This is a genomic window from Planococcus sp. TJ-201, assembly GCF_058268495.1.
Window position 1 is genome coordinate 750,286 of the sequence record NZ_JBZDOG010000001.1, and the last position, 23,841, is coordinate 774,126.

The window sequence follows — 23,841 nt, forward strand, 5'->3', positions numbered from 1 at the left end:
TGAAAAAACGTACACGTAAAAACCCATCTGCCAAAAGCAGACGGGTTTGATGAATTTGTTTAATTGAGCAGAAAAGCAGGAATTCCCCATGAAACCTATAAACGCAGCAGCTGGACTTTTTCCGGTTTTTTCTTTATATCCAAAACAGATTTAATATCAAAAACAATTCCACGTTTTTCAATCAATAAGTCATCAAACTGCTTCCATCCCGCTTCTTTATACGGTTTATGCGGAACAGCCAAGATGACGGCATGGGCCGGTTCCAATTCTTGAAGAGTCAGAAGTTTCGACTTGTAAAGTTTTTCAGCGTCTTCCCTTGGGGCATATGGATCGGCAATTTGAACATTCAGTCCATGTTTTTTCAGTTCCAGTACAATATCAATCACTTTTGAATTTCGCAAATCAGGCACTTCCTCTTTGGAAGACAGACCTAAAATAATAACACGGCCAGCAGCCGGAGTGATATTGTTTTGCGACATTTTTTCGATCAGCGACTGTGCAATAAATTGCCCCATGCCCTCGTTAATAGCACGGCCAGCCAAAATTACATCAGCACGCTGCCCGACTGATTGCGCTTTACTTGCCAAATAAAAAGAGGCGAGTTCAATTCCTTGTCCCCCCACCAAATTAGGAGAGGCTTTTATAAAATCACGCCTGCTACCTGCAGTTTCCAATACTTGCTGTGTATCAATTTTTAACCGTTCACAAACCAATGCCAACTCGTTCATCAGCGCCACATTGACATCCCACTGGATATGTTCAATCAAATTGGCGGTTTCTGCGACACGGATGGATGGTGCTTTATGTATTCCGGCCCCATCAATGCTTTCATATACAAGAGCTAAAAACTCTGTCACTTCTTCATTTTGGCCAGCAACAACTTTTTTCATTTTTAAAAATCTGTTCTTTTTATCTCCAGCCAAAATTCTCGATGAAGAATAGCCGACAAAAAATTCTTTGCCGCTTTCATAACCTGAGTACTTTTCCAATAGCGGAATACAGATTTCTTCGATCATTCCTGGTGCCACTAAGGACTCATAAACCACTACTGTCCCTTTCTTCATATGTTCGCCGACACATTTACTGGCTTGGTTCAAAGCTGATAAATCGGGCACGTTATTTTCATCAATCGCGGATGGCACAGTCACAATAATGAATCCCGCTTCCAGTAAGTCCACAGGATTAGCTGTAAAAAAAATAGTCGTTTTTGCAAATTCTTCTCGGCTTACTTCATTTGTTTTATCGAGTCCTAATGTTAAGGCTTGAATTCTTTCTCTATCTATATCATAGGCGATCACAGGATATTTTTGGTTAAAAGCAACTGCTATGGGCAATCCGACATATCCCAGCCCAACTACTGCTATTTTCAGTTTTTGCAACATGCGGACGTGTGCCCCCTTCTTTGGTTCTTTTCAGCATACTCTCCAGATAGTTAAAGATTGCCTGAAGAATTTTAAATAATAACTAGGATACATTCGATTTAAAATCAAATTAAAGTAGATTTTCTCTTTCCATAAGGGAACTAAGTAACATAACTTCACCAGTTGAGGTTAAGGCCAGCTTCCAAGAAATCACATCATCTGTTTTATTCTTCAAGTGCAAATTGATAGCAAAAGACTTCAGATGGTCAAAATACGGAACTTGGCTTCCCGCAAAAACAAATCGTGTTTGGGGATGCTTGCTGATTTTTTCTAGTGTGTTTAAATTGTAGGCATAGGAACTAAGATTGCCTTCTTGGTCCATTCCACATGAAATTCCTCCAAGTTCATCTGGATGTTTAGAGATGCTCTCTGTAGTCCCAATCTCCAAACATCCAGACAGCAAAGAAACCGTATTGTTTTCGCAATAGGTCACTAGATGGATGGTGTTTAAGGTATATGGAAAGATTTTGTTCAAGAAAGGATGCTGTATAATCATGTCATCGTTTTGAAATGGTATGTCTCTGCAAAACTCATTTGGCTCACCTTCAAATTGAGAATCACTGATGTATTTTTCTGTTCCCATTCGCTCTCACCCTTCTCATTCGTTATTGCCTGATAATTGAAACAACCAGTTTCCGTGCTTCATCATCTGTAGCAGTTTTTAGCTTCTTTAAAAGCCGGGCCATCTCAATTTGGCTCACTTCAGTTTGCTTTGGAATTGTTCTGCGCAGCACTCCATCCCTTTGTTCAAATATGCCCTCTCTGCTGAATTTGGTGTCTTCACTTCCAGCTTGCAAAACATTTAGCACTGCACGAATCATCGGTTCTGTGTGCTCAATCAATCGATCAGCTCTCTCAGAAGAATCCTTTGTAGTGAGATTTTTAGGCAATCGAACAATTGTGTAACGGGTAAAACTGGTCATTGCAACACTTTCTGCTGTCATTTCTGCCAGTCTTTTCGCTGCGTCCTTCAGATTGCCGGGCTTTCCTGCCTGTTCAGAAGAAATCATGACAAATGAGCTGACACGATGGCGATTGGCGGCTTCTGCAACATTGTTTGTTCCAAAAACATTGGCATACAGAGCAGCATCTGGCATCTCCTCTGCACCAAACAGTTGCTGATGGCCCGATGTATGATAAATGATTTCAGGCATATGCCTACCGACAGTTTCAAAAATCTGTTTCTTATTTTGAATGTTGACGATGATAGGAATGATTTCCGTATATCTTCCGAGCTTCTTTTTCAGCTGACTCTCAATCAAAATCAGTGATTTAGGTCCATTTCCAACCAGTAAAATTTGTGCCGGTTGAAATTGGACTAACTGCTGACAAATTTCTGAACCAATCAACCCTCCAGCACCCGTCACCATAATGATTTTATCTGTCAAATGAGTCGCTGTCGGCAAAGTTGCATGCACTAGTTTTTCTTCGATAGTTTCAAATCCATTCAACACAAATGTGCGTAAATGACGAAAGACAACAAGAAAAGGCATAAGGGCATGATGAAGAAATTCGAGTACTTTCTGCTTATTCACCTTCATGCTTTGCTCCCTTCTCTGCCGAATCCTGCTAATCACTCATTGTAATTATGGTAATAGTAGTTTTCTTTCGTCATTGGATAGTTATTCAAAACGACGCCTAAAATAAATGCTTTCGCAGTTGCCAACGAATCACGCGCTTTTTCAACACTGATCTTTTCCGATTTTCCGGTATTGACTACCAATACTGTGCCATCGCATTTATTCGCAAGAATTTTTGAATCGGTTACAGATAAAATAGGTGGGGAGTCGATAAGGATATAATCATACATTTCCCGCATTTCTACTAGCAATTCATCCAATGCATCCGACTCCAGCAACTCCGCTGGGTTCGGAGGGATTTGTCCACTCATCAGCAAATCCAAATGTTGAATTCCGCTCGCTTTTACCGATTGTTTCAGCTTGCCTTTTCTTAGCAATAAGTTGGATAACCCAATATTATTGCCCAGTTGGAAAGTCCTGTACAAGGTAGGACGCCGCATATCTGCATCAATCAGCAAAACTTTTTTACCGGTTTCGGCAAAAACAATCGCCATATTTGCAGCGGTTGTAGACTTTCCTTCCTCCTTAGAGGCAGATGTAAACAAGATGACTTTCGAATCCAAACCGGGAGTGGAGAAATTGATATTGGTCCGGATTGTCCGGTATTGTTCTGCGGCAATTGATTGTGGATTAGTACGAGCCACCAATTTTCGCGGCATTAGCCTTTTTGTCTTTTTCATTATCCGCATGTAAATCCTTCTCCAATCTGTTTGTTAGATTTAATGGCTTTTCCATTTTCAACTGGCTGTCCACTGGACTGACAACACCCAGAACATGAAGACCCACCATCTCTTCAATATCTTCTTCTGACCGGACTGTTGTATTCAATTGTTCCAGAATCAAGGTAGCGCCGATTCCTAAAACAAGCCCGACAATCGCTCCAATCGCCATGTTAAAAACTGGATCCGGGCGAATCGGTGCAGGGTTCTCTGCGGCTACAGCTGCAGCTAAGATACTAACATTGTCGATGTTCATCATTTGCTGGATTTCTTCCTGAAAAACATTGGCAGTCGTATTGGCGATAAGTACGGCTTCTTCCATTGAAGAACCTTCAACCGATAAGCTGACCACTTGCGAACTCTCGATATTGTTGACACTAATCCGCTCTGTCAAAGATTGAACTGTATCATCAAGTTGCAATTCCTCAATCACATTCGACAAAATTGCCGGGCTTTTAATGATGACGTTATAGGTCCCAATCAATTGCAGATTGGTATTGATGTCTAAGCTGTCGACATCCTGGCTGCTGACCGTGTTTTGATTGATTAAAATTTGTGTGGTGGCTTTGTAAACCGGTTTCATGATGGTATAGCTCGCAATTGCACTAAAGACAATAAAGGCCAATGTAACAAAAATGATTAATGCTTTTCTTTTTTGCATCGCTTTTAGGAATTTATTTAGATTGAATGTACTTTCCATAATTAGATCCTCCTAATGTTTATCCTTTGTAGTCACTATTTTAAAAGCAGAAGGTTAAAAGAATGTTAAATAATCTAAAAATTCAATAAAATAAAATAACTTGTAAACTGTTGCCAAACAAAAAAGCATTTGGCTCTAAGCAGCCGAATGCTTTTTACTCCACGATAAATTTGTAGCCAAAACCACGTACTGTTTGAATAAAACGTGGATGGGCTGGATCTTTTTCAATTTTTCTCCGCAAATTGCTGATGTGCACTTTTACGGTTCCGATATCTCCTTCAGAATAATAACCCCACACTTGATCATATAGCTGTTCAGCTGTCCAAACGCGGTTAGGCGTCTGTGCCAACAACAGCAACAGTTGGAATTCCTTGTGGTAAAGTTTTACCGGAGTTCCAGCAATATAAAGCTCACAAGCATCTACATGAATATGAAGATCTTCGTATTTTAAAATGCTCAACGGGTCTTCCTCACCACTTCTCCAGCCATTCCTGCGAAGAATAGCCCGTATGCGCGCTTCCAGTTCGTTAAAATCGAAAGGTTTGGTGATGTAGTCATCGCCTCCTGCTTCAAGACCTTGAATTTTATATGCCAGCTCTTTCCGATAGCTTACGAATAAAATCGGCAAAGTTGTCTTCAAACGAATTTTTTTGCACACTTCCAATCCATTCATTCCGGGCATTTCAACATCCAGCAAAATCAGATCCGGCTTTGTCTGTTCAAGCAATTCCAGCGCTTTAAAACCATCTGCAGCCTGAAGGACGCTATAGCCTTTTTTCAGCAGAAACAGCCGCATCAACTCGCGAATTCCATCATCATCATCTACGATTAGTACAGTGGCAGCATTCATCTGTCTTCCTCCTGCTCTTTAGTGGAAAGTCAGCGGCAACACAATAATAAAGACGCTACCCTGTCCTTCAATGCTGTCGGCCCAAATCTGTCCTTTGTGGGCCAAAATAATTTCTTTAGCAATTGCCAAGCCAAGTCCACTGCCTTTATATCCGGCTGAACTGTCAATTTTATAAAAGCGTTCAAAAATATGAGGCAAAGCTTCCTTGCTGATGCCACAGCCGTTGTCGGCAACCCGGATCACCAGTTCTCCATCAGCTTCTTCGGCAAGCAACGCCTCTTTGTTATTATTAGCCAATATTTCCATAGACAAGGTAATCTTTCCATCTTCCGAAGAAGTATGTTTGACGGCATTCCACAGAATATTGGAGACAACCTGATCGAGACGATCTACATCAACTGCGAGAAACAGACTTAGCATACGATCTGGATTTTCTGTACCCAAAAATTCAAAAGAACGGCCGCTCTGCTGAACATCTGATGCCATCAAATCCACAAGCCGTTTCAACCAGTCGAACACTTCCTTTTCCTCAAAACGCAAGGTCATATTTCCCGCCTTGTATCGGGTCAATTCGACAAGATCCTCGGTAAGACGTTCCAACAGCAACAGTTTTTTATGAATCATATCCAAGTATTTTGGATTGTTTTCCTCGATTAAACTTTCTTTCACCGCCTGAATATAACTGTGAATCAGTGTAATTGGTGTTCCCAGTTCATGGGAAATTGCTGACAGCATGTCATTTCGGGATTTCTCGATTTCCTGTATTTCATCGTTTACCGTCAACAGGTTCATATTGGTAATTTCGAGGGCCATGGTCCGTTCTTTGACGTTGCGTTCAAGAAAATGATTCATGTTCGTGATTTCCTGTGTCAATCTGCGCATATTTGCTAAGGTTTCGATTCGCAGTAAAAACTCTTCTTTATCGCAAGGTTTTAATAAGACATCATTGGCACCGGCTGTAAAGGCCTCCTTTTTTTCCTGAAGGCTGTCGACATTTGATAACATGAGAATCGGCAATTCTGTGAGGGTAAAGTCTAAACGAATACGCCGGCATAGATCATCACCTGACATGTCCGTTAAATAACTATCCATGACAATTAATTCCACTGGCTTTTGCACTAGCAGTTCTAAAGCTCCTTTTCCATCCGCTGCACCAAACACCTGATAGCTTGCTGATGCCAAGTGATCCAATAAGGCCATACGATTAATTTCTTCAGACTCAATTACAAGAATGTGCAAATCTTCTTTTGTAGCGCGCTGTTTTATGATCGAATCTGCCAGCTTAGATGCTGTCAATTCCTCTATTTCCAAATCAAAACCATCCAAAGATTGTGTAGTTTGCTCATCGATATGAATCGGCAAGTTAAAGCTAAAAACGGCACCATCGCCGGCCTGTGATTGGACTGTTAATGAACCACCTTGCAGTTCAATTAAGCTTTTGGTAATCCGCAATCCGATGCCATGGTGGTCCAATGGCAAATCCGATTCAAAAAGTGAGGGAATCCGTTCTGCCTGAACACCCACTCGCGTGTCCCTAACCACGACTTCCAGCTGATGTCCTTGAACGTGTGCTGAAACAAAAATCTCTCCTTCGTGGGTATGCTGGATCGCATTTTCGATGAGGTTATACAGAATCTGTTTTACACGTTCCGGGTCAGCAGCCACTTTTGGCAGTGAATCTGGAACAGTGTGGTAGAGCTTCACAGCCTTTGTCTGCAATAACGGCCGGCACATCGCTAAAACACGATTGCATAAGTCATCCATCACTACTGACTGATCTTGAGACCCCGCAGGAGGCTGTTTGCGTTTTGAAAAGTCGAGCATTTCGTTGACTAAATGTTCCATATTTTTACTGCTTGCTAACAGTTCTGTTAATTGGTGTGCCATTGCAGGAGGCATTTTTTTCAACTGCGATTCTTGGAATGACTCCGCGATATGAATCATGCCTGCCAGCGGTGCCTTTAAGCTATGTGATGCAAATGCCAATAATTCATCTTTTCTTTTATTGTCGTTTTTCAGTACACTAATTTCCATTAAATGAAGGTTTTTCGTATTGCGCTCCAATTGCTCTTCATGTTTGACCGCCGTTTTCTCTTTTGCGAGCAGCGATTTCGCAGTAAACAACAAACTAACCGCACTGGCAAAATATAAGCCATAGTGAATATTTTTTTCATAGGGCAGTACTGAGCCTGCAGTAAGAAATGAAATCATGATGACTGCTATAGCCAACAATAAGCCTAATGCGTAAGATGCAGTATACGTATTGACTGTTTGGCTAGCATACAAAGAAATACAAAAAGAAAAAACGAAGGATAAAAGCAAGAAAAAGCCTAGCAACAAACTTGAAAATTGAACCGATAAATAAGAAACTAGGAGAGCTAACAACACGAAAGTTGTCATGATTTTACTAACTGCCGGCAGCCATTTTAATAACCAAGCACTTCCCAAAAGATTTTTTGTAATAAGCAAAATTGAAATACTAGCTATTCCAACTAATACTCCAATCACTCGGTTGTTCCACCACCCGAGTTCCGGCCAGATGATGGCCCAATTCAATGCGGTACCGATTGAAAAAACAGCCAGTGTCGACAATGCCAACAAAAAGAGATAAAGGAAGTTCTTTTGACGATAGTTGAAAAACCATTTGATGCAGTATGCCAAAAACAATATGCTTAGTCCGCCCAATAGCCCGAATGTTGCACTTGCCTTTCGCGTCTGAGCTGCAAATGCTTCATGTTCCCAAATCGTCAAAGGAAAATACATCGCTCCCTGCGATTCAACTCGCAAGAAAAACGTTGTTTCACCTTGCGCCAGCGGAAGCAGCTCAAACACTGGATACTGATAGGGATTCGCTTGTTTAGCGCCTGCAACAGCATTTCCCAAGGAAGTACTGGAAATGGATCCCGAGGGTTCCAGTGAATACAAAGTCGCTTTCTCAATGGAGGGATTCGACAGTTCGAGGAGCCATTGTTGATTGCTGCTCTGATCTTCAACAGTAAAACGCAACCAGTAAACAGCAGAAGTCAAACCGCCATTGGCGATTTCATTTTCAGTAGAAACGAAATTCCAGTTATGCGGAGGCTGCAGCAAATCATTTAGTTCCAGTACACCTTTTTCATCCTTTAACATATACAGATGGGTTGTAAGAGGTAGCTCTGCAACGTCGCCATTTAAAATGAATCGATTAGCTTCAGCCGTGGCCGCTTCTACAACAGGAAGATAAAAGAAAGAAATCCATAAGGCAAAATGTATTCCAATAACTACAGAAATTCCACGATAGGACTCTTTCACCTTACTCACCTCAATTATTTAAATAATCAGTAATTTCAAGATAATTCAAAGCGCAACTAATTGTATTAAAAAATGCTTCAAAAGACCGTGCAATTGAAAAAAACAGCCCAAACGAGGCATTTATATTAATATAATAACCATTTTATGTATTTTTAATAGGTTTTATGATTTAACAAAATCATACCATTTTTCTTATCGAAAGAAAACTTTTTTATTTCTGAAAATTCAATTACTGATTAATGCCTACAAATTGCACACAAAAAAGTATTGATAGTCATTGCGCTTTATTATCGAAAAAACCATCCTCATTGAAATTTCAATGCGGATGGTTTTTATTGTGTTTTATTTTTTGGGAGCCAATTCTACAGCTTGCCGCAGCGCTTCGACTAAACTTTTTTCATCAGCAATTCCCGTGCCTGCGATGTCAAAAGCCGTTCCATGATCTACGCTGGTTCGGATGATTGGAAGACCGACGGTAATGTTGACCCCTGCTTCCAACCCCAGAACTTTAACTGGTGCATGCCCTTGGTCATGATACATGGCAACTACAATATCAAAATCTCCGCGGACTGTCCGGAAAAACAACGTGTCCGCAGGCAAAGGCCCTTGTACATCTATGCCTTGTGCAATCGCTTGTTGGACAGCCGGAATAATTTTTTCTTCTTCTTCGCCGTTTCCAAATAAACCATTTTCTCCAGCGTGCGGATTAATGCCGCAAACCGCTATTTTAGGGTTTTGTATTCCAGCTTTTGTTAAAGTGTCGTGGGCCAGTTGAATAACATACAAAACACGTTCAGGGTTAATCATTCGGATAGCGTCAATAATTCCTACATGCGTGGTCACATGGATCACTTTTAAGTTTGGCGCAGAAAGCATCATGGAGTAATCTTTTGTCCCAGTCAAATCCGCTAATATTTCAGTGTGGCCCGGATACATATGTCCGCCTTTTTGCAATGCCTCTTTGTTAAGGGGCGCTGTACAGATCGCGTCAATTTCCCCATTGTTCGCTAAAGAAATCGCTTTCGACAAATACTGAAATGCCGCGTCGCCAGCAGCAGCTGAAACTTCCCCAATCGGCAAGTCAGCTGGCAATAGATTTAAATCCAGACAGTCGATTGTTTCTTTATCAAAGAGTGCTTCAGACGGATGCCCTATGTGATTAATGGTTTTCGTGCTGCCAGTAAATTGTTTTGCCCGTTCTAATATTGCTGCATCTCCTATGACAAACGAACGGCTTGTGTCATGAACGATGTCATGCTCAAAGCTTTTTAAAATAATTTCTGGTCCAACGCCTGCAGCGTCCCCCATCGTGATTCCAATAATCGGTTTGTTTGTGTTCATGTTATTCCGCTCCTTTCAAAAATTCAACAGCATTGACCAACGATGCAGGATTTCCAAATCCTCCTGCTTTTGTAACTGCGATTAAATCTTTCCCGTTCCATTTTACCATTCCAAGCGGAAGCCCTGCTTCAATTTCAAAACGAAGTTCCATATCTGCAACACCGATTTCCTTGCAAATGTCCTTGGCCGTATCGCCGCCCGTCATTATAAGAGCACCAAATCCATCTTTTTTTAATGCTTCATCCACGAGTTTCCCTAGACCTTGGGAGATTCCTTTGCCAGTCTGATTAGGAGTCCACTCTTTAAGCAACCCCCATTGCTTAACTTTATCTCGATTTTTTTGAGAAGGATCTACATATATGACGGCACTATCCCACTCACCAGAATGATGGAAGTTTTTAATTTTGTTGGCTTCTATTTCAGGATCTTCAAGTAATTTTGCCGGGTCTATTTCAATCATCAATGTTTGTGGCCGTCGTGCCAAATTATTCAATTGTTCTTTTGTCTTTCCTGACAGGCTTCCGGAAACCACCAATACCTTGCCGTCACTGCCGGCTGGCAGTTTAAGGTCTTGCGGTTTCCCATCCACTGAATACAAATAATTGATCAGTCCCGCTGAACCTGCCCATCCTATTTCCACATCCAGTTTGTCTTCCAGCGATGCAAGCTTCACAAAGTCTTCTTCCACCACCGTATCGCAAACAATCCATTTTACCCCATCAGCTATTTGCTGCTGCACCCACTGCTCCGGGTTTTCCCCCGTTAAGATTTCCTGATTTAAAACTGCAGTGGAAATATTTTCGGATGCCAATAAGTCTGGGATATAACTGTGCAACACTGGTGTTTTAGGATCATGGCCAAATTCTGTTTCAGCTACTGGAATCTCATTTACATAAAGGATGCCTTCTTTGACTGTGCGCCCTAGGCTTGGAAAAGCCGGTGCGATAAAAATAACTTCTGCCTCAGCCCGGTCGTGCAATGCTTTTAATTCTGCCGCTACACTGCCGCGAAGTGTTGAATCCACTTTTTTATAAAAAGAAGTTACCCCTCTTTTTTTCAACCGGTCGATTTCTGAAGAGACGATTTCATAAGCATCTTTTGGCTCCATAGCCCGACTGTCTGTATCAACAATCCAGACATCTATATTTTCATTTTGATTTTCTTCACCAGCCAGTATTACGCGAGCTTTTAAGCCTTTTTGTGCCAGTCGGACACCGGAGTCGTTGGCTCCTGTAAAATCATCTGCAATGATGCCGATTTGAGTCGCCACTACTTGTCACTCCTTCAACGCTTCTTTTCTGACTATTTCCCCATCAGTAAATTCAAAGCCTTTCTTTTCAATGCGTCTTACTAAAAATGCAATATAGATTGGCAACAGTATCGCGGTTGTAACAGTCGAAGCTGCTACTTGAACTGTCGCAATATCCACTACCGAAGAGAAGCCTGCACTAGCCGCAGCTATTGCTGCAGGTGTAGCCACTGCATTTCCGGCAGTAGAACCTTCCGCTGCTCCTACAATCGGATTCCACTTTAATGCTTTAAAGACGAAGTAACCCGCTGTACCTGTCAAGAATACAGTCATGAGACCAAGCACAATTCCTCCTAGTCCACCAGTAATAATAGCATTAAAGTCAATTCCCATCCCTAAAGCAAAGGCAAAGAACGGAATCAGCATTGAACTCCCTTTATCTAAGAAAGTGCGCATATCTTCATCCAGGTTACCTAAAATCATACCAATCAAAATAGGCAAGAGCACAGCAATAAAGGAAACTGGTGAAAACAGCCCTTCAACAAATCCCATGGCTCCAAAAATCGTCAATGCCACCATGGTCAAGAATGGACCATCATTAAGTGCCAGCAAGGAATATGCTGCCCGATCTTCCTTGTTCCCATATTGTCCCACTAATGCAACAAACAAACCGCCATTGCTGTTTGTCATTGCGGCAATAACAGCAATTGGCGCAATACCAAGCCACAAGCCATTGTCTCCAGCAAACATATAAGCTAAAAGTCCGAACAATGCCCCGACAATCCATTTAGTTGCAAGCAGTGTGCCACCTTTTGCTAATGACACCCCGAACGTTTTTACATTGATCTGAGCACCCGTACATAACAGAAACAAAGCAATTAAAGCGTTTGCACTATCTACAAATAAAGCTTGCGTAAACCCGCCAATTCTCAGTAAATCAGGGGCTATCGTATTGATTGTTGCTGCCAGCAATAGGGGGACTACCATCATTCCGCCTGGAATTCGTTCCATGGTTGCTTTAATTTTCATTTCTTTCCCTCATTCCGTTTTTTTATTTTTCTAATTAAAGATAACGCTTTCATTTACACTATAGAAATTTAAGTATAATAAAGCAACACCTTTTATCATAAAATATTTAATTTCAGTAAAGTAGTTTAAAAATGCAACGTTTTTAAACTATAAAAAAACGCAAACTCATTTTTTGAGTTTGCGCCATAAAGTAGCACGGTTCATTCCTAAGCGTTGAGCCGCTTTTGTTTGGTTAAAGTTTTCTTCTATCAAAACTTTCTCTATAATTTTTTGTTCAATTTCTTTTAATGTTTCATTTTTTTCTACTGTCAACGTAGTTTGCTCAGGCTTCACTTCAGAAACAAAAGGCAAGTCGTGAAGCAAATTTTCCTCGATAACATATCCACTTTCGGCCAATGCCAGTTTTTTTATATAAGCTTTTAAATCGTTTGTATTGCCTGGCCACTGCATGTTTTTCAAGTAGTCAACCGCATTTTTTCTGACTTTAATCGGCTGCGTTCCCAATTCTTGATGAAATTCCATGAGAAACTGCTGAACCAATGTTTCAATATCTTCTTCCCGCTCCTGAAGAGTGGGCAAGTGTATGCTAACCGCTTCATCCATTCCTAAATCACTTTTCAGCTCCTCAAAAACTTCCTGTTGCGAGAAGATTACTTGCACATTTTTTTGTTTAGCAATTGCTAAAACCCGCTGAAGTTCTGTTACTTTTTCTATTTTGGGAACCTGGTTGAGATGAACAAATGCGGTATCAATTTTCGTATTCGAAAAGCTCTCTTCCACTTGATCGAGTTTTTCAAGATCCACTGAAACAAAAAAACCATTTTTTTTATGAACAGCATGAATATAGCGAGCCAGCTCTTTTTTGCCAGAACCTGCTTTCCCAATCAAAATTATGTTCTCTTTGGCCATCACTGGTTTTTCTACCAAGTTTTTAATCCGCTTCATGGCTGTACTTTCCGTTACGATATAAGGCAATTGATGGATTTGCTCGATTGTGATATCCGGATACGCAGTCAAAAGGTCTTCAAAAAGAATCATCGCTACTTTTTCTTCCTGCTCTTGAAATAAATCAACTCTAATTTGGAAACTGTCTACAGTGCGGAAAATAGAATTGCCGGTTTGGAATGCTTGATCGACAAGCTCAGCCCATTCATTATGAGAAATTGGACATCCCGAAAATTTAGACCAATTTTCAAAAATAACGTCTCCTTGCGCTGTTGCAATTAACATGTCCATTTTTCTGGCTCCTAAAAAATGTCGCATAACATTCACCAAACGCTGGCTTTTTTGTTGGTAAACGTATTGCCTGCGTGCCTCTTCAAATGCTTCCATAATGGATTCCCGGCCCGATTGAATCAAAAAACCGCCCATTCCCAGTCTTTGGGCAGCAGCAACAGTTACCACATCTCCTAAAACTATCGTGTGTTTGTTGTCTTTTAATGACTTTAAAACTGCATCCACTTCGGTTGCATCCTGTATGGTTATAACCGTCATATCAATTTCCAGCAAATTGATGATTGAGGCGGCTCCAAGCGTAATATTTGTAAAGCCAACCAAGGCTTTTTTTTCCTTTGAATGCCCCTCTGTCAACATAATCGTCCTTAACAAATCATAGCCAGACATGTGTACATCAATAACCGGAAGAGAAATTGCATTTCGAATCATTCCAGCTGTCCCGCCGCGGCTAACAATCAAATCATATCCTAAGCGTTCCATTTCTTTAGCATACTTTACGCCTTCTTCTAAGTTTCCAACTTTTGTCTCAACCAGTAAATCGTCTTGTTTCTCTGCTAACTCTGCTATCATCGAAACCATAGCTTCATACGGGGAAATAAAACCGACTTTAATTTTTTGCATATAAATTGCCCCTCTTTATGTACCTTTTACTCAATTATAGCAACCACATTCCGCGTAGGCTATTTCCCTTTCCTAAATACGCCATGGACGATGAAGCAACAGTTTGTGCACATAAAAAACATGAGCCTCATTGGCTCATGTCAGACTTACGTGGAATGAATTTTTCTCCTGACGCTTTGCTTTGTACATCGCCATATCCGCACGTTTCATCATGACAGAAATGGAAACTTTCTCAGGAGGCGCTAAGGCGATCCCCATACTAATCGAAATTTCCAGCGATAGTCCATCTACTTCAATCGGTTCTTTCATGGCCTGGTAAATCGTATCAGCAATTTCTGCAACTTGTTCTTTCGTTTCAGTGTCCGCCAACAAGATGACAAATTCATCTCCCCCTAAACGGGCAGCCATATTCTCCCCATGGATACAGCTGTTCAGCCGGAAACCGAACTCTTGAATGACCGCATCACCTGTTTCATGCCCCCATTGATCATTGATTTCTTTGAAATCATCGATATCGAGAATGAGCACTGCTAAACTCTTCTCATGCTTCTCATTCAGCTCAAACTTTTCAGCGGCGTATTCCTGAAAATAACGGCGATTTGGCATCTCGGTAAGCGAATCAAAATAAGCAAAATGCTTGAGTTGGCTTTCGTACTCTTTTTGAATTGAAATATCCCTTGCGATCATTACCATATGGTTAAAGCTTCTATCTTCTCCATAGACAGGTGTTCCATTGACCTCTGACCAAATCCAGCCTCTCACTGGATGCTGGAAACGAACTTGCACGAGGTAAGGAGAAGCATTTTGGGTCGACTGTTCAAAAGCTTCACTGATTATTGGAATATCTTCTGGATGAACATTAAAATAAGGTTTCTGTTCAACAATATAAGCTGCTCTATAGCCAAAAATTTCTTCAGCCGATGGGGACACATAAAGATACTGCTTATGATGATCCATCAATAGGATAACATCGTGGACATTTTCAGCAATGATTTGGAAGCTCTCTTCTCTTGCTTTATAAAGGCCAGCGATTTTGTCCAATTCCGTCATGTCTTTGGCAATCATATAAAAACCAGTGATGTTATTTTTCACATGTATGGGAACGAACTTCACGAGACAGCCTGCTGATGCACCGGATTTATTCATGAAATCAAGGCGGCAGTCTTTACCGTCTCCCAAAACCGAAAGATGAAAATGTTCGTTTGCCTGTTCTTTGTCTTCAGGAACTACGAAATCAATAAAACTTTTCCCCAGCAATTCATCCACAAAATACCCGCTTAGCTTATAACCCGCTGAATTGCCTCCTGTAATCCGACCACTGAGATCCACTGTGAAAATGGCATCAGCGTTGCTGTCGAACAAAGACCGGTATCGTGCACTGCTCTCTTCAAACTGTTCGTGAATCGCTTCATTGTCCAGCATGGCCATTTTTTCATCCGTAATATCTTTTACCGAACTAACAATATGAGTGCATTTTCCCAACTCATCAAAAAGAGGAACCATAAGAGTTTTCGAATAAAAGAGTTTATTGGTTATGGAATAAAACGAGTCTTTATAGCTCATGCTGTTGTTTGTTTCGATCACTTCCATATATTTTTCAGTTAAAAATTTAGCCATAAATTTGGAATGTACTTCATCGAAGGTTTTTCCAATCGAAGCATCACTTAACAAAGTCTTTTCCAATACCGCACCGTTTAAAAACTCATAAGTGAAAGAACAACCTTCATTAACTTTCACAACAAATACCATTTCTTCGATGCCTTCCATCAATACACGCGCAAAAGATAATGAAGTTGCTTTGCTCACCATGACCTTTCCCCCTGATCACTTTGTAGAAAATCACTTTTAAATCAGTCTTAATATGATGGATAATAACGCCAAATCAAGACTTTTAGCCTAGCAATCATCCGAAATTTTCTAAAATATTTTTTATATTATATCAATAGACCATATTCATAGCAAACTTTTTTACCAGTAAAAATCCATTCTCCTCTAAAAGTTCTTTCTGTGAATCAGACGCTTAGTTGTATATAATAAATCGAAAAGGGGAAATACCATGTGCCTCATCAATCTGCAATTCAGGAAACACCCCACATACAAACTAATCATTGCAGCGAATCGAGACGAGTTTTACGCACGCCCTGCAACAGCAGCTCATTTTTGGAACGATGAACCCCATATTTTAGCTGGTCGAGACTTGACGGGAATGGGTACTTGGTTGGGTGTCACAAAGCAGGGACGCGTTGCTGCATTAACAAATTTTCGAGACCCGACCAATTTGGAATCAGGTTTTTTATCCAGAGGGGCAGTGGTCAAAAACTTTTTGGCAGGCACAAATTCTCCAAAAGAATACTTGCAAACAATAAATCCAAAACAGTATGCCGGATTCAACCTAATTATCGGCGATGCGGAGCAGCTTGTGTACTACAACAACATCCAGGAAGAATTCTATGAAATTCCACCCGGAACACATGGACTCAGCAATCACTTTCTGAACACCCCATGGCCTAAGGTAACCAAAGGCAAAGAAAAACTTGCCGCCTATATGAGTGAAACCAAAGAAGCTGATCTGGAAGAAATTTTTGCGATGCTAATGGACGGAGAGCATGCTCCGGATACCCACTTGCCAGACACGGGTGTCGGACTGGACCTTGAGCGAATGCTTTCTCCTATGTTTATTAAAACACCCGATTACGGTACACGGTCTGCAACTGTCGTACTTGTTGCACATGACGGCACCCTTACCTTTGCCGAAAGAAACTATGAAAAAGGTCAGTTTAAGGAAGACAGTTTCTTTGAATTTAAAATAGAATAACAAATGATGGGAAATTTTAAATTCAATGCATAATAAAGTCAGCTAGTGTATGATCTTAAATAGGATCATTCAGTTTAAAGGAGTGTTTTTATTGGCTCAACTAAAAGAAACAGAAGATGAATTTGATTACATTCCGGATTTAGAAATTTTTGAACAGACCTATCAAATAGACAAAGTTGTCAAAACAACGTCTTTGTACACGATAAAGCTGATTTCTGGTAAAGACACACCCGATTTTTGCCGGGAGGTTTTATTGCTTGAACACGCACCTGCTAAGGAAGCCCGGTCTTACCTTTGGAAACACAAAGTCAACGCCAATGATACCCAACTTGAAGTAATGCGAAAAATCAACACTGCTTTGGAGAACCGTAGCCAAAATGAACAACAATAACTCACCAAGCCAGCCAATCAGAAACACAAAAAAGAACATTCACAAAAGTGCATAGCCGCTTTGTGAACGTTCTTTTATTTTCATGATACAAATGCAAAACAGATTTTACTTTTACTTTTACTTTCATCATTCCTTTGCTTTCAATGGAATCCAAATTTCAGAAACATACTCTTCGCTGTAAGGATCTCCTTCCGGATAAAGTTCCAGTTCGGCGGTTCCGGCATTCTCAAATTGATTGGATGGGAACCATTCGGAGAAAATCTGCTTCCATACTTTCGGCATCGCGTCCGGCATCGCGCCATGCACTTCGAAGACTCCCCATTTTGAAGCAGGCACTTCCAACATAGAGAATCCTTCAGGTGCATTGTTTGTACTGGCAGCAGCAATCCAATAATCCATAGTCGCACCTTCTTGATAGTCCGCGCAGATCCCCAGCAAACCTTTGATTTCTCCGTTGTTCCAACTGGCTATAATGCTGCTCGTTCCAGACTGATTCAGTTCTTGCCACATATGTGGGATGCCTGTCAGGTTTTCTCCAGCCTTTAGCAAAAATTGCCGTTTAACACCAACAACCTGAAAACTTTGTTTTTCCACAATTCGATATTTCATCGGTTCTGCTCCTTTCAAATTCACCTGGATCACCAGGCGGTTAAAAGCTTGCAGCTTTCCCAAATTCTTTCGGGCTTCACTCGGTGTAATGCCGTGCTGCCGCCGGAATGCTTTTGCAAAAGCCTCGGGAGTGTCATAGCCATATTTATAAGCGATGTCGATGATTTTTCCATCTGTAGCTGACAGCTCCTGCGCCGCCAATGTCAGCCGTCTTCTGCGCAAATATTCAGCCACGGAACAATCTGTTAACAGGGAAAAGGTCCGCTGAAAATGAAAAACAGAAGCGTTTGCCTGCTTAGCAATCTGCTCAATCGTAACCGATTTTCCCATGTGTTCCTCCATATAATCAATGGCCCGCTGCAATGATTCCACCCATCCCATTGCTTTCACTCCTTTAATCCATTTTACCAAGTGCGAAATAGTCCTTCCTGTCTATTTATGCTCACTGTGGACAGTCCACACAACACCAAAAAGGCATTCGCAAATGCCTCTAAACATTTTACGAATGCCCTAAGCCTCTATATGCATTTCCGACCACATGATAGGATTGGCACGATTTTGTTGGAAATGCGGCAGCTCCTATTCAAACGAAACGCTCATGCTCTCAAACAACCGTTTGTATTCCGGGTACCAATGCTCCCACTCCAATGTTCGTTCGATCCCTTTCTTGTCAAGAAGCGCTTCCAGAACATCCAGGCATACATGCCAGCCGGCTACGTCTTTAGGCGTGTGGTCTGTCAGTGAACTGATGGTTTCTACCATCCGCAGCCGAGTTCCATCTCCATCAGAAGTTAACTCAAACAGCACATGGTCTTTGCCCCATTCAAAACCCAATCGTTTTTTCTCTTCAAAATCGGTAATTGCCATTTTCTCAAAATTGCCGTGACCCATATCAAACGAAAAATGTCCGTCCACGCCTTGCTGTTCAAGTTGCAATCCTGAAAACCACCGATGAATTTTTTGATTGTCCGTCAGCATTTGCCACACGGACTCTGGTCCATGAGCCAAGTTTCGATTGAAAGTCGCCACGTATCCTTTTTCGGTTTGTGTCACTTCTGCAATCATTGCAATTCCTCCTCAATGGATTTTTTCTCTTATTATACCCCTTCAAAGAGAATGCAATCGTGCGAGAAGGGTATAATAAGACCGAGGAGCTGAAAACAACATGAGACTAGGATATGCATGCATGAACACTGAATTGAAAACAATCTTTAGAACTTTGCGTTTAGCAACTGCCGAAGCAGAAGGTACAGGAAAAATAAAAGAATTAACCATGAAAAATTTTGAGACGACTCTTGAAATCATTCATTGGAATGTGGAAAATGATATTTATTTTTACCGGGCTTCCAGCTCAATTGTCCCGCTTTCGACTCACCCGATAAATGATTGGATTTGGTGGGAAGACCCGGACGTACTTGCCATTACAGATAAAATTCGCTCACTTGTCGAAACGCACCAAATGAGAGTTTCTGTACACCCCGGCCAATACACTGTCCTCAATTCACCAAAACCCGAAGTGGTACGAAAATCGATTGAAGATCTTGAGTATCATGACAAGCTGATTCAATTGCTTGGCGGTTCGGACATCATACTCCACACCGGTGGAGCGTATGGAGACAAAGAAGCAGCGAAACAGCGCTTTGCAGAAGCCTATTTGGCATTGTCTCCCAGCATTCGCCAGCGACTGCGCCTAGAAAATGACGATAAGACTTTTACCGTCAGGGACGTTTTAGATGTCCATTACATGTGCAAAGTCCCGATATGTTTTGATATCCACCACCATAACTGCAACAATGAAGGCGAACCGGTCGATTACGCTGAAATTCTTAAAACCTGGGAAGGATACGGAACCCCTAAAATCCATATCAGTACAGGAAAAGAAGGATTCACCGACCTTCGCCACCATGGTTTGGTTTCTGAAACAGATTTCCAAGAATTGTTGAAACTACTGGGCGGCATTGATGCCGACATTATGTTCGAAGCCAAACTAAAAGAACAATCGGTCTTGCCGTTTATTCGCCAATTAACACATAAATAAACCATCAGCCTCTATGGCTGATGGTTTATTTTTTTAGGAAATCCCGCAAGATTCGGAAACTCTAATGTAAACTCGGTGCCTTTCCCTTTTTCGGAATCCACCATGATTTGTCCGTTCATTTGGCTGACAATGCTGTAGGTGACCATCAGTCCAAGCCCGGTTCCTTTGATTTTATTAGAAAAATAAGGCTCTCCTAAACGCTTTACTTCTTCTTTAGTCATTCCGACGCCCTCATCAGCCACTTCAATCCATACTTTGGCCGGTGATGTTTTCACTGCGACAGTCAGAGGTCCCCCATCAGGCATGGCTTCAATGCCATTTCGGATGATGTTGACCAGTGCTTGATGGAATTTTTGGCGATCGATCAGGATTTCTGCTTGTTCATCTATTTCGCTAACATGCATGACAACATTTTTTACATTGGCATACGGTGCCATAATTTTCATGACGTGGTTTATTTCTGCCGAAACCGTCATGGCCTCCAGTTGGCCATATGTTGGCTTCGCATATATAAGGTAGTCATCAATCAAATCTTCGGCAGCATTGATTTCTTTCAAAATCATACTGTGAAATTCCACTTGTTTTTCACGGCTGTATTCATATTCTTTCATTAGCTGAATAAATCCTTTGATACTTTGTAATGGATTGCGCAGTTCATGCGAAACCGCTGCAGCAAAATGGCTGACGGTTTCCATTTTTTCATGCTTTAATAGCGAATTGTACATATATTCCTGCCGTTGCATATGCTCGATCAACAAGGCCGTCAACACGATGATGGTTCCTTGGTTGACCATCAGCATTACCCAAATGCCGAGGATATCATCGAGTGGATCTCCAAAAAAGTAAGCACCTGCAAACATATTAAAAAGCAGTGAAGCAATGGAAATTGAAAATACCAAGACGATTTTCCACAGCCTTTTTACCCGCATGTACAAAGGACGTAGAAATGGGACGCCGGCCGCAATGACAAATTGGTTGAGGATCGCGATGTACATTCCATCTCCACCGATAGCCACTCGGCCAACAGAAGATACGAGAAACAACATGGCCGAAACAATCGGCCCTCCGTACAAGGCACCGACAATCATCGGGACTTGGCGGAGGTCGAAAATATATTGGTCTGTTAAAAATTGATAGGGAAACAGCATACACAGTATGATGGATATTGAAAAAAGAATCGTCATTGTAACGCGATGGCTGACGAAAAAGTTTCGTTGGCCCGCTGTCGCCAGCATCTGATAGACGATGATCGGAAATATGATAAAGAAAATATTATTGATCATGCCCGTCATCATTGCTTCCATAAAGGTCATCCCCATTTCTTTCTGCTGCGTCATTTATTATACAATTCGATTTTGTTCCCCACCACCTTTTTCTGTACTACTCAAGCTGTCTACCCCGCCCAACTTCAGCATTCTATCCTTTAAGCGGATGATAAGTTGTCTTCTTCAGCTTTTTCAACAGTCGCTCACGCCTCTTTTTCATGCCTGCCAGTGATACATTTCACTGACGGCCAAATCGCTCAACTTGTAGCCTTTTACATACAGGTCTTCAAGAAGTGATTTCTCCTGTTTAGTAAGTTGATCCGTTTCTATCCATTCGGGCAATCCTTCTTCTGCCACTGGTTCCTCTTGTTCTTGAATGCTCTCAAATTCCGTTGCCTGCTCATTTCTTCTCGTTTCGCGCTTTAATTCATCGAGCATTGCACCTCGAATGCTGCGATAAGCAAAAGGAGTAAAGTCGCCTTTCCTGTTATCGAAACGCTGCCATGCCTGCCATAGGGCAATATTGCCAACTTGGCGATACGTGTCGTAATCACGATAAATGTGCAGCTTACGAATGGTCGCAGATACCATAGGAGCATATTGTGCAGCCACTTCTTCAAAATCCTTCATTGGTTTTATCCTTCTGAACGTTCGGTGATTCCCGGGTGCATTCAGAATAAGCCTTGGTATCATAAGAAACCACTTGATCATTGTGCTATTTGTCCCTGCAAAAAATCTTTTCCAGAAAGATGAACAGGAGGGTTAACACCAATAATTGGCGAAAAAATTATTATTTCCAGAAAAATATTTTCTGGAAACTGATTGATCGCAAAACTTTTAGGCATGAAATGATTTATTCCTATTCCAATTTTTTGCGAAAAAATAAACTATAAACTAAATAAGCCACCTCGCTCTATATTGGCAGTTTGGCCAATATAGAGCGAGGTGGCTTTCTTTTGCACGATTCATTCCATCCTTTGTTATCCACCATAGTTTTTTTTGTGTTAGCTACTGCCGCAACTGCTGCCGCAGGAAGAACCTCCGCCAGAGTCTCCAGAGTCGCTGGAAATTTCATTGTTATCTGAGAAGCTTCCGAAGAAACCTGAATCTCCCCTATCGGATTTTGATTTGATCTTATTGTGGGTTTTGGCAAGTCCCAGTGATTCGGCATATGTTTTATTGGTGCTTCCAGCAGCCCACAAGACATAGGGAAGTGTTAACTCATTGGATGTTCCCGGCGTGGGATAAGAGCCTTGTACAATGCGTGATTGCTTTTCAAGAAAGCGTCCGAACTTTCCTTTACTCCCCGCAGATTCAATGTCACTTTTGATCTCTCGAATCAAAACTTGAACGGCACGATGGGTCTCGCTCTGTTCAAAAAAATACTGGCTGTGCAGCAAAGGTGTTTCTGAATCTCTCCATTCTTCTATAAAACTGTCACTGGGCACTCTTTCATAAAACGCAGAACCCCAAGATTTAGCTGAGAAGGGTTTCTCAACAAATAACTTTTTGTACATCATATCGAATAAAAACTTATCGTCCACCCCATCGCTTTCGTCCACATTTGGCGAGTGATGAATAAATTGACCGGCAAACTTCTCTGTAAAATCCCGATACTCATGGGTGAACATTAATTGCTGGTGCCATACTTCATCGACCGCTTTTGAAAACATAGGCACTTCTTTCAGGATGGAGGCCATCAGCAAAAATCGCTTTTGTTCAAACATCAATTCGAGAATGGTTTTCTGGCTGTAGGCTGTTTCCCGGACCATTCGATTGTAAATGTGCAATTGATAGTCAAGTGCATAGGCATCTTCCAGCTCTTGTGCCCGTTTTTTAAAAACCGACTCAGTGTCTTTTACAAAATCCAGTTCCAACTCTTTTTGCTTTTTTAAAAAATCATCTGGCGTCAGCAAAAGCAACTCGCGATTTTCTTTTGCAGACCTAAATTTTTGCTGATACTCTTGATACAACACGGCTGCAACCAATCCCAAAACAAATAAAGCAGCCCCAACATAACCAATCATTCCATCGCCTCTTTACTGTGTAATTTTCTTTTGACTTGCTTTGAATCTACTCCATCTGTTAGCGCCGGCGCTGAACTCACTTCATTTATTGCCGCATTCAAGACTTGCGCAGTATTTCTTACGCCGCATCGTCTCTCATCAGCAAAAAAGCGATTCTGATTGCCCACTTGTTCAAGTCGGGTTCTGTTTCCGGATCGGTAACATAAAACTCAAAACGGCCATTCCAAATTTCATCTTCGCCTTCCCAGCGCTTATCAATGTCCAATCCTTCTTGCACGGCCCACTGTTCAAGTGCCGCAAGAGATTTCTCCAAATTATCGGGATGGCCTCTATGCAATGCCGATAAATAGGAGCCGCCCGGTATAAAGCTTGCAATTACCCGTTCATCGCCGCTGACCATTCGCTTAACCGGTATCCCTACTTCCATCTTGTATTTGCCTTCAGCATCTCCCATGCACCAATAGCGGAAAAATGGAATTCCTGCCGGTTTAATTCCTTTGGTCTTCAGCCAGTCAAAAAGTTCGCCTACCATGCCATTGACCTGATCCCATTCCGCTAAACCTGCTGTTACCGGAATCGCCACATAAGGCTGTTCTGCCCGTTCTTCGACAAATGGTTCGCTGATATGCTTCTGCACCATCCACTCCTCCTCTTTTGTA

21 protein-coding genes are annotated in these 23,841 nt (G+C 41.5%); 3 read left to right on the top strand and 18 right to left on the bottom strand.

Features of this window, described 5'->3' with window-relative positions; translation table 11 throughout:
* Positions 1-95: 95 nt before the first annotated feature.
* The 12 genes from AC4EG4_RS03970 to AC4EG4_RS04025 form a co-directional block, all read right to left on the bottom strand.
* The gene (locus AC4EG4_RS03970) at positions 96-1,382 is read right to left on the bottom strand and encodes a nucleotide sugar dehydrogenase (protein WP_490986962.1); all 1,287 of its coding nucleotides are present in this window, start codon (positions 1,380-1,382) and stop codon (positions 96-98) included.
* A gap of 109 nt (positions 1,383-1,491) precedes the next feature.
* Entirely contained in the window at positions 1,492-2,004 is a 513-nt protein-coding gene (locus AC4EG4_RS03975) for a sugar-transfer associated ATP-grasp domain-containing protein (protein WP_490986963.1), read from the bottom strand.
* Positions 2,005-2,026: 22 nt separating this feature from the next.
* Positions 2,027-2,962, bottom strand: coding sequence for a polysaccharide biosynthesis protein (locus AC4EG4_RS03980; RefSeq protein ID WP_490986964.1), 936 nt, complete (start codon positions 2,960-2,962; stop codon positions 2,027-2,029).
* 32 nt (positions 2,963-2,994) lie between these two features.
* Entirely contained in the window at positions 2,995-3,690 is a 696-nt protein-coding gene (locus tag AC4EG4_RS03985; protein ID WP_490977607.1) for a CpsD/CapB family tyrosine-protein kinase, read from the bottom strand.
* A complete protein-coding gene (locus tag AC4EG4_RS03990; protein WP_490977606.1) occupies positions 3,632-4,420 on the bottom strand; it encodes a YveK family protein in 789 nt (262 codons plus the stop codon). Before AC4EG4_RS03990 ends, AC4EG4_RS03985 begins: the two co-directional genes overlap by 59 nt.
* Before the next feature lie 154 nt (positions 4,421-4,574).
* On the bottom strand, positions 4,575-5,270 hold the full coding sequence (locus AC4EG4_RS03995) for a response regulator (RefSeq protein ID WP_490977605.1): 696 nt from the start codon (positions 5,268-5,270) through the stop codon (positions 4,575-4,577).
* A gap of 18 nt (positions 5,271-5,288) precedes the next feature.
* Positions 5,289-8,561, bottom strand: a complete 3,273-nt coding sequence (locus AC4EG4_RS04000) for an ATP-binding protein (RefSeq protein WP_490986965.1) — start codon at positions 8,559-8,561, stop codon at positions 5,289-5,291.
* Positions 8,562-8,903: 342 nt separating this feature from the next.
* A complete protein-coding gene (gene pdxA / locus AC4EG4_RS04005) occupies positions 8,904-9,902 on the bottom strand; it encodes a 4-hydroxythreonine-4-phosphate dehydrogenase PdxA (RefSeq protein WP_490986966.1) in 999 nt (332 codons plus the stop codon).
* Between the two features lies 1 nt (position 9,903).
* Positions 9,904-11,172 (bottom strand): four-carbon acid sugar kinase family protein, encoded by a 1,269-nt coding sequence (locus AC4EG4_RS04010; protein ID WP_490986967.1) that lies wholly within the window; start codon positions 11,170-11,172, stop codon positions 9,904-9,906.
* Positions 11,173-11,178: 6 nt separating this feature from the next.
* Complete coding sequence (locus tag AC4EG4_RS04015) at positions 11,179-12,180, bottom strand: 2-keto-3-deoxygluconate permease (protein WP_490977601.1); 1,002 nt, start codon at positions 12,178-12,180, stop codon at positions 11,179-11,181.
* Positions 12,181-12,345: 165 nt separating this feature from the next.
* Positions 12,346-14,037, bottom strand: a complete 1,692-nt coding sequence (locus AC4EG4_RS04020; protein ID WP_490977600.1) for a sigma-54-dependent transcriptional regulator — start codon at positions 14,035-14,037, stop codon at positions 12,346-12,348.
* 135 nt (positions 14,038-14,172) lie between these two features.
* Complete coding sequence (locus tag AC4EG4_RS04025; protein WP_490986968.1) at positions 14,173-15,846, bottom strand: sensor domain-containing protein; 1,674 nt, start codon at positions 15,844-15,846, stop codon at positions 14,173-14,175.
* A gap of 247 nt (positions 15,847-16,093) precedes the next feature.
* Between AC4EG4_RS04025 and AC4EG4_RS04030 the strand changes: the two genes are divergently transcribed.
* Together AC4EG4_RS04030 and AC4EG4_RS04035 are read left to right on the top strand one after the other, a co-directional pair.
* Entirely contained in the window at positions 16,094-16,852 is a 759-nt protein-coding gene (locus tag AC4EG4_RS04030; protein WP_490977598.1) for an NRDE family protein, read from the top strand.
* A gap of 91 nt (positions 16,853-16,943) precedes the next feature.
* Positions 16,944-17,243 (top strand): hypothetical protein, encoded by a 300-nt coding sequence (locus AC4EG4_RS04035; RefSeq protein ID WP_490977597.1) that lies wholly within the window; start codon positions 16,944-16,946, stop codon positions 17,241-17,243.
* A 126-nt stretch (positions 17,244-17,369) separates the two neighbouring features.
* Here AC4EG4_RS04035 and AC4EG4_RS04040 read toward each other — a convergent pair whose 3' ends face one another.
* A complete protein-coding gene (locus AC4EG4_RS04040; protein ID WP_490977596.1) occupies positions 17,370-18,233 on the bottom strand; it encodes an AraC family transcriptional regulator in 864 nt (287 codons plus the stop codon).
* Between the two features lie 198 nt (positions 18,234-18,431).
* Positions 18,432-18,917 carry an SRPBCC family protein gene (locus AC4EG4_RS04045; protein WP_490977595.1) on the bottom strand — a complete coding sequence of 162 codons (486 nt, stop codon included), beginning with the start codon at positions 18,915-18,917 and terminating at the stop codon, positions 18,432-18,434.
* 100 nt (positions 18,918-19,017) lie between these two features.
* Between AC4EG4_RS04045 and uvsE the strand changes: the two genes are divergently transcribed.
* Positions 19,018-19,890 carry a UV DNA damage repair endonuclease UvsE gene (gene uvsE, locus AC4EG4_RS04050; RefSeq protein ID WP_490977594.1) on the top strand — a complete coding sequence of 291 codons (873 nt, stop codon included), beginning with the start codon at positions 19,018-19,020 and terminating at the stop codon, positions 19,888-19,890.
* Positions 19,891-19,901: 11 nt separating this feature from the next.
* Here the strand turns inward: uvsE and AC4EG4_RS04055 are convergent, their stop codons facing one another.
* The 4 genes from AC4EG4_RS04055 to AC4EG4_RS04070 all read right to left on the bottom strand — a co-directional run bounded on the left by AC4EG4_RS04055 (position 19,902) and on the right by AC4EG4_RS04070 (position 23,822).
* Entirely contained in the window at positions 19,902-21,194 is a 1,293-nt protein-coding gene (locus tag AC4EG4_RS04055) for an ATP-binding protein (RefSeq protein WP_490986969.1), read from the bottom strand.
* Positions 21,195-21,371: 177 nt separating this feature from the next.
* Positions 21,372-21,785 (bottom strand): sigma-70 family RNA polymerase sigma factor, encoded by a 414-nt coding sequence (locus AC4EG4_RS04060; protein ID WP_490986970.1) that lies wholly within the window; start codon positions 21,783-21,785, stop codon positions 21,372-21,374.
* Between the two features lie 374 nt (positions 21,786-22,159).
* Positions 22,160-23,182, bottom strand: a complete 1,023-nt coding sequence (locus AC4EG4_RS04065) for a glycine-rich domain-containing protein (protein WP_490986971.1) — start codon at positions 23,180-23,182, stop codon at positions 22,160-22,162.
* A 118-nt stretch (positions 23,183-23,300) separates the two neighbouring features.
* Complete coding sequence (locus AC4EG4_RS04070) at positions 23,301-23,822, bottom strand: GyrI-like domain-containing protein (protein WP_490986972.1); 522 nt, start codon at positions 23,820-23,822, stop codon at positions 23,301-23,303.
* Between the last annotated feature and the right edge of the window lie 19 nt (positions 23,823-23,841).

Coding starts and splice junctions, on each gene's coding strand:
- AC4EG4_RS03980 (WP_490986964.1), bottom strand. CDS start 2,962: ATGAAGGTGAATAAGCAGAAAGTACTCGAATTTCTTCATCATGCCCTT.
- AC4EG4_RS03970 (WP_490986962.1), bottom strand. CDS start 1,382: ATGTTGCAAAAACTGAAAATAGCAGTAGTTGGGCTGGGATATGTCGGA.
- AC4EG4_RS03990 (WP_490977606.1), bottom strand. CDS start 4,420: ATGGAAAGTACATTCAATCTAAATAAATTCCTAAAAGCGATGCAAAAA.
- AC4EG4_RS04025 (WP_490986968.1), bottom strand. CDS start 15,846: ATGGTGAGCAAAGCAACTTCATTATCTTTTGCGCGTGTATTGATGGAA.
- AC4EG4_RS03975 (WP_490986963.1), bottom strand. CDS start 2,004: ATGGGAACAGAAAAATACATCAGTGATTCTCAATTTGAAGGTGAGCCA.
- uvsE (WP_490977594.1), top strand. CDS start 19,018: ATGAGACTAGGATATGCATGCATGAACACTGAATTGAAAACAATCTTT.
- AC4EG4_RS04055 (WP_490986969.1), bottom strand. CDS start 21,194: ATGGAAGCAATGATGACGGGCATGATCAATAATATTTTCTTTATCATA.
- AC4EG4_RS04045 (WP_490977595.1), bottom strand. CDS start 18,917: ATGATTGCAGAAGTGACACAAACCGAAAAAGGATACGTGGCGACTTTC.
- AC4EG4_RS04060 (WP_490986970.1), bottom strand. CDS start 21,785: ATGAAGGATTTTGAAGAAGTGGCTGCACAATATGCTCCTATGGTATCT.
- AC4EG4_RS04015 (WP_490977601.1), bottom strand. CDS start 12,180: ATGAAAATTAAAGCAACCATGGAACGAATTCCAGGCGGAATGATGGTA.
- AC4EG4_RS04070 (WP_490986972.1), bottom strand. CDS start 23,822: ATGGTGCAGAAGCATATCAGCGAACCATTTGTCGAAGAACGGGCAGAA.
- AC4EG4_RS04030 (WP_490977598.1), top strand. CDS start 16,094: ATGTGCCTCATCAATCTGCAATTCAGGAAACACCCCACATACAAACTA.
- pdxA (WP_490986966.1), bottom strand. CDS start 9,902: ATGAACACAAACAAACCGATTATTGGAATCACGATGGGGGACGCTGCA.
- AC4EG4_RS03995 (WP_490977605.1), bottom strand. CDS start 5,270: ATGAATGCTGCCACTGTACTAATCGTAGATGATGATGATGGAATTCGC.
- AC4EG4_RS04040 (WP_490977596.1), bottom strand. CDS start 18,233: ATGGGATGGGTGGAATCATTGCAGCGGGCCATTGATTATATGGAGGAA.
- AC4EG4_RS04065 (WP_490986971.1), bottom strand. CDS start 23,182: ATGATTGGTTATGTTGGGGCTGCTTTATTTGTTTTGGGATTGGTTGCA.
- AC4EG4_RS03985 (WP_490977607.1), bottom strand. CDS start 3,690: ATGCGGATAATGAAAAAGACAAAAAGGCTAATGCCGCGAAAATTGGTG.
- AC4EG4_RS04020 (WP_490977600.1), bottom strand. CDS start 14,037: ATGCAAAAAATTAAAGTCGGTTTTATTTCCCCGTATGAAGCTATGGTT.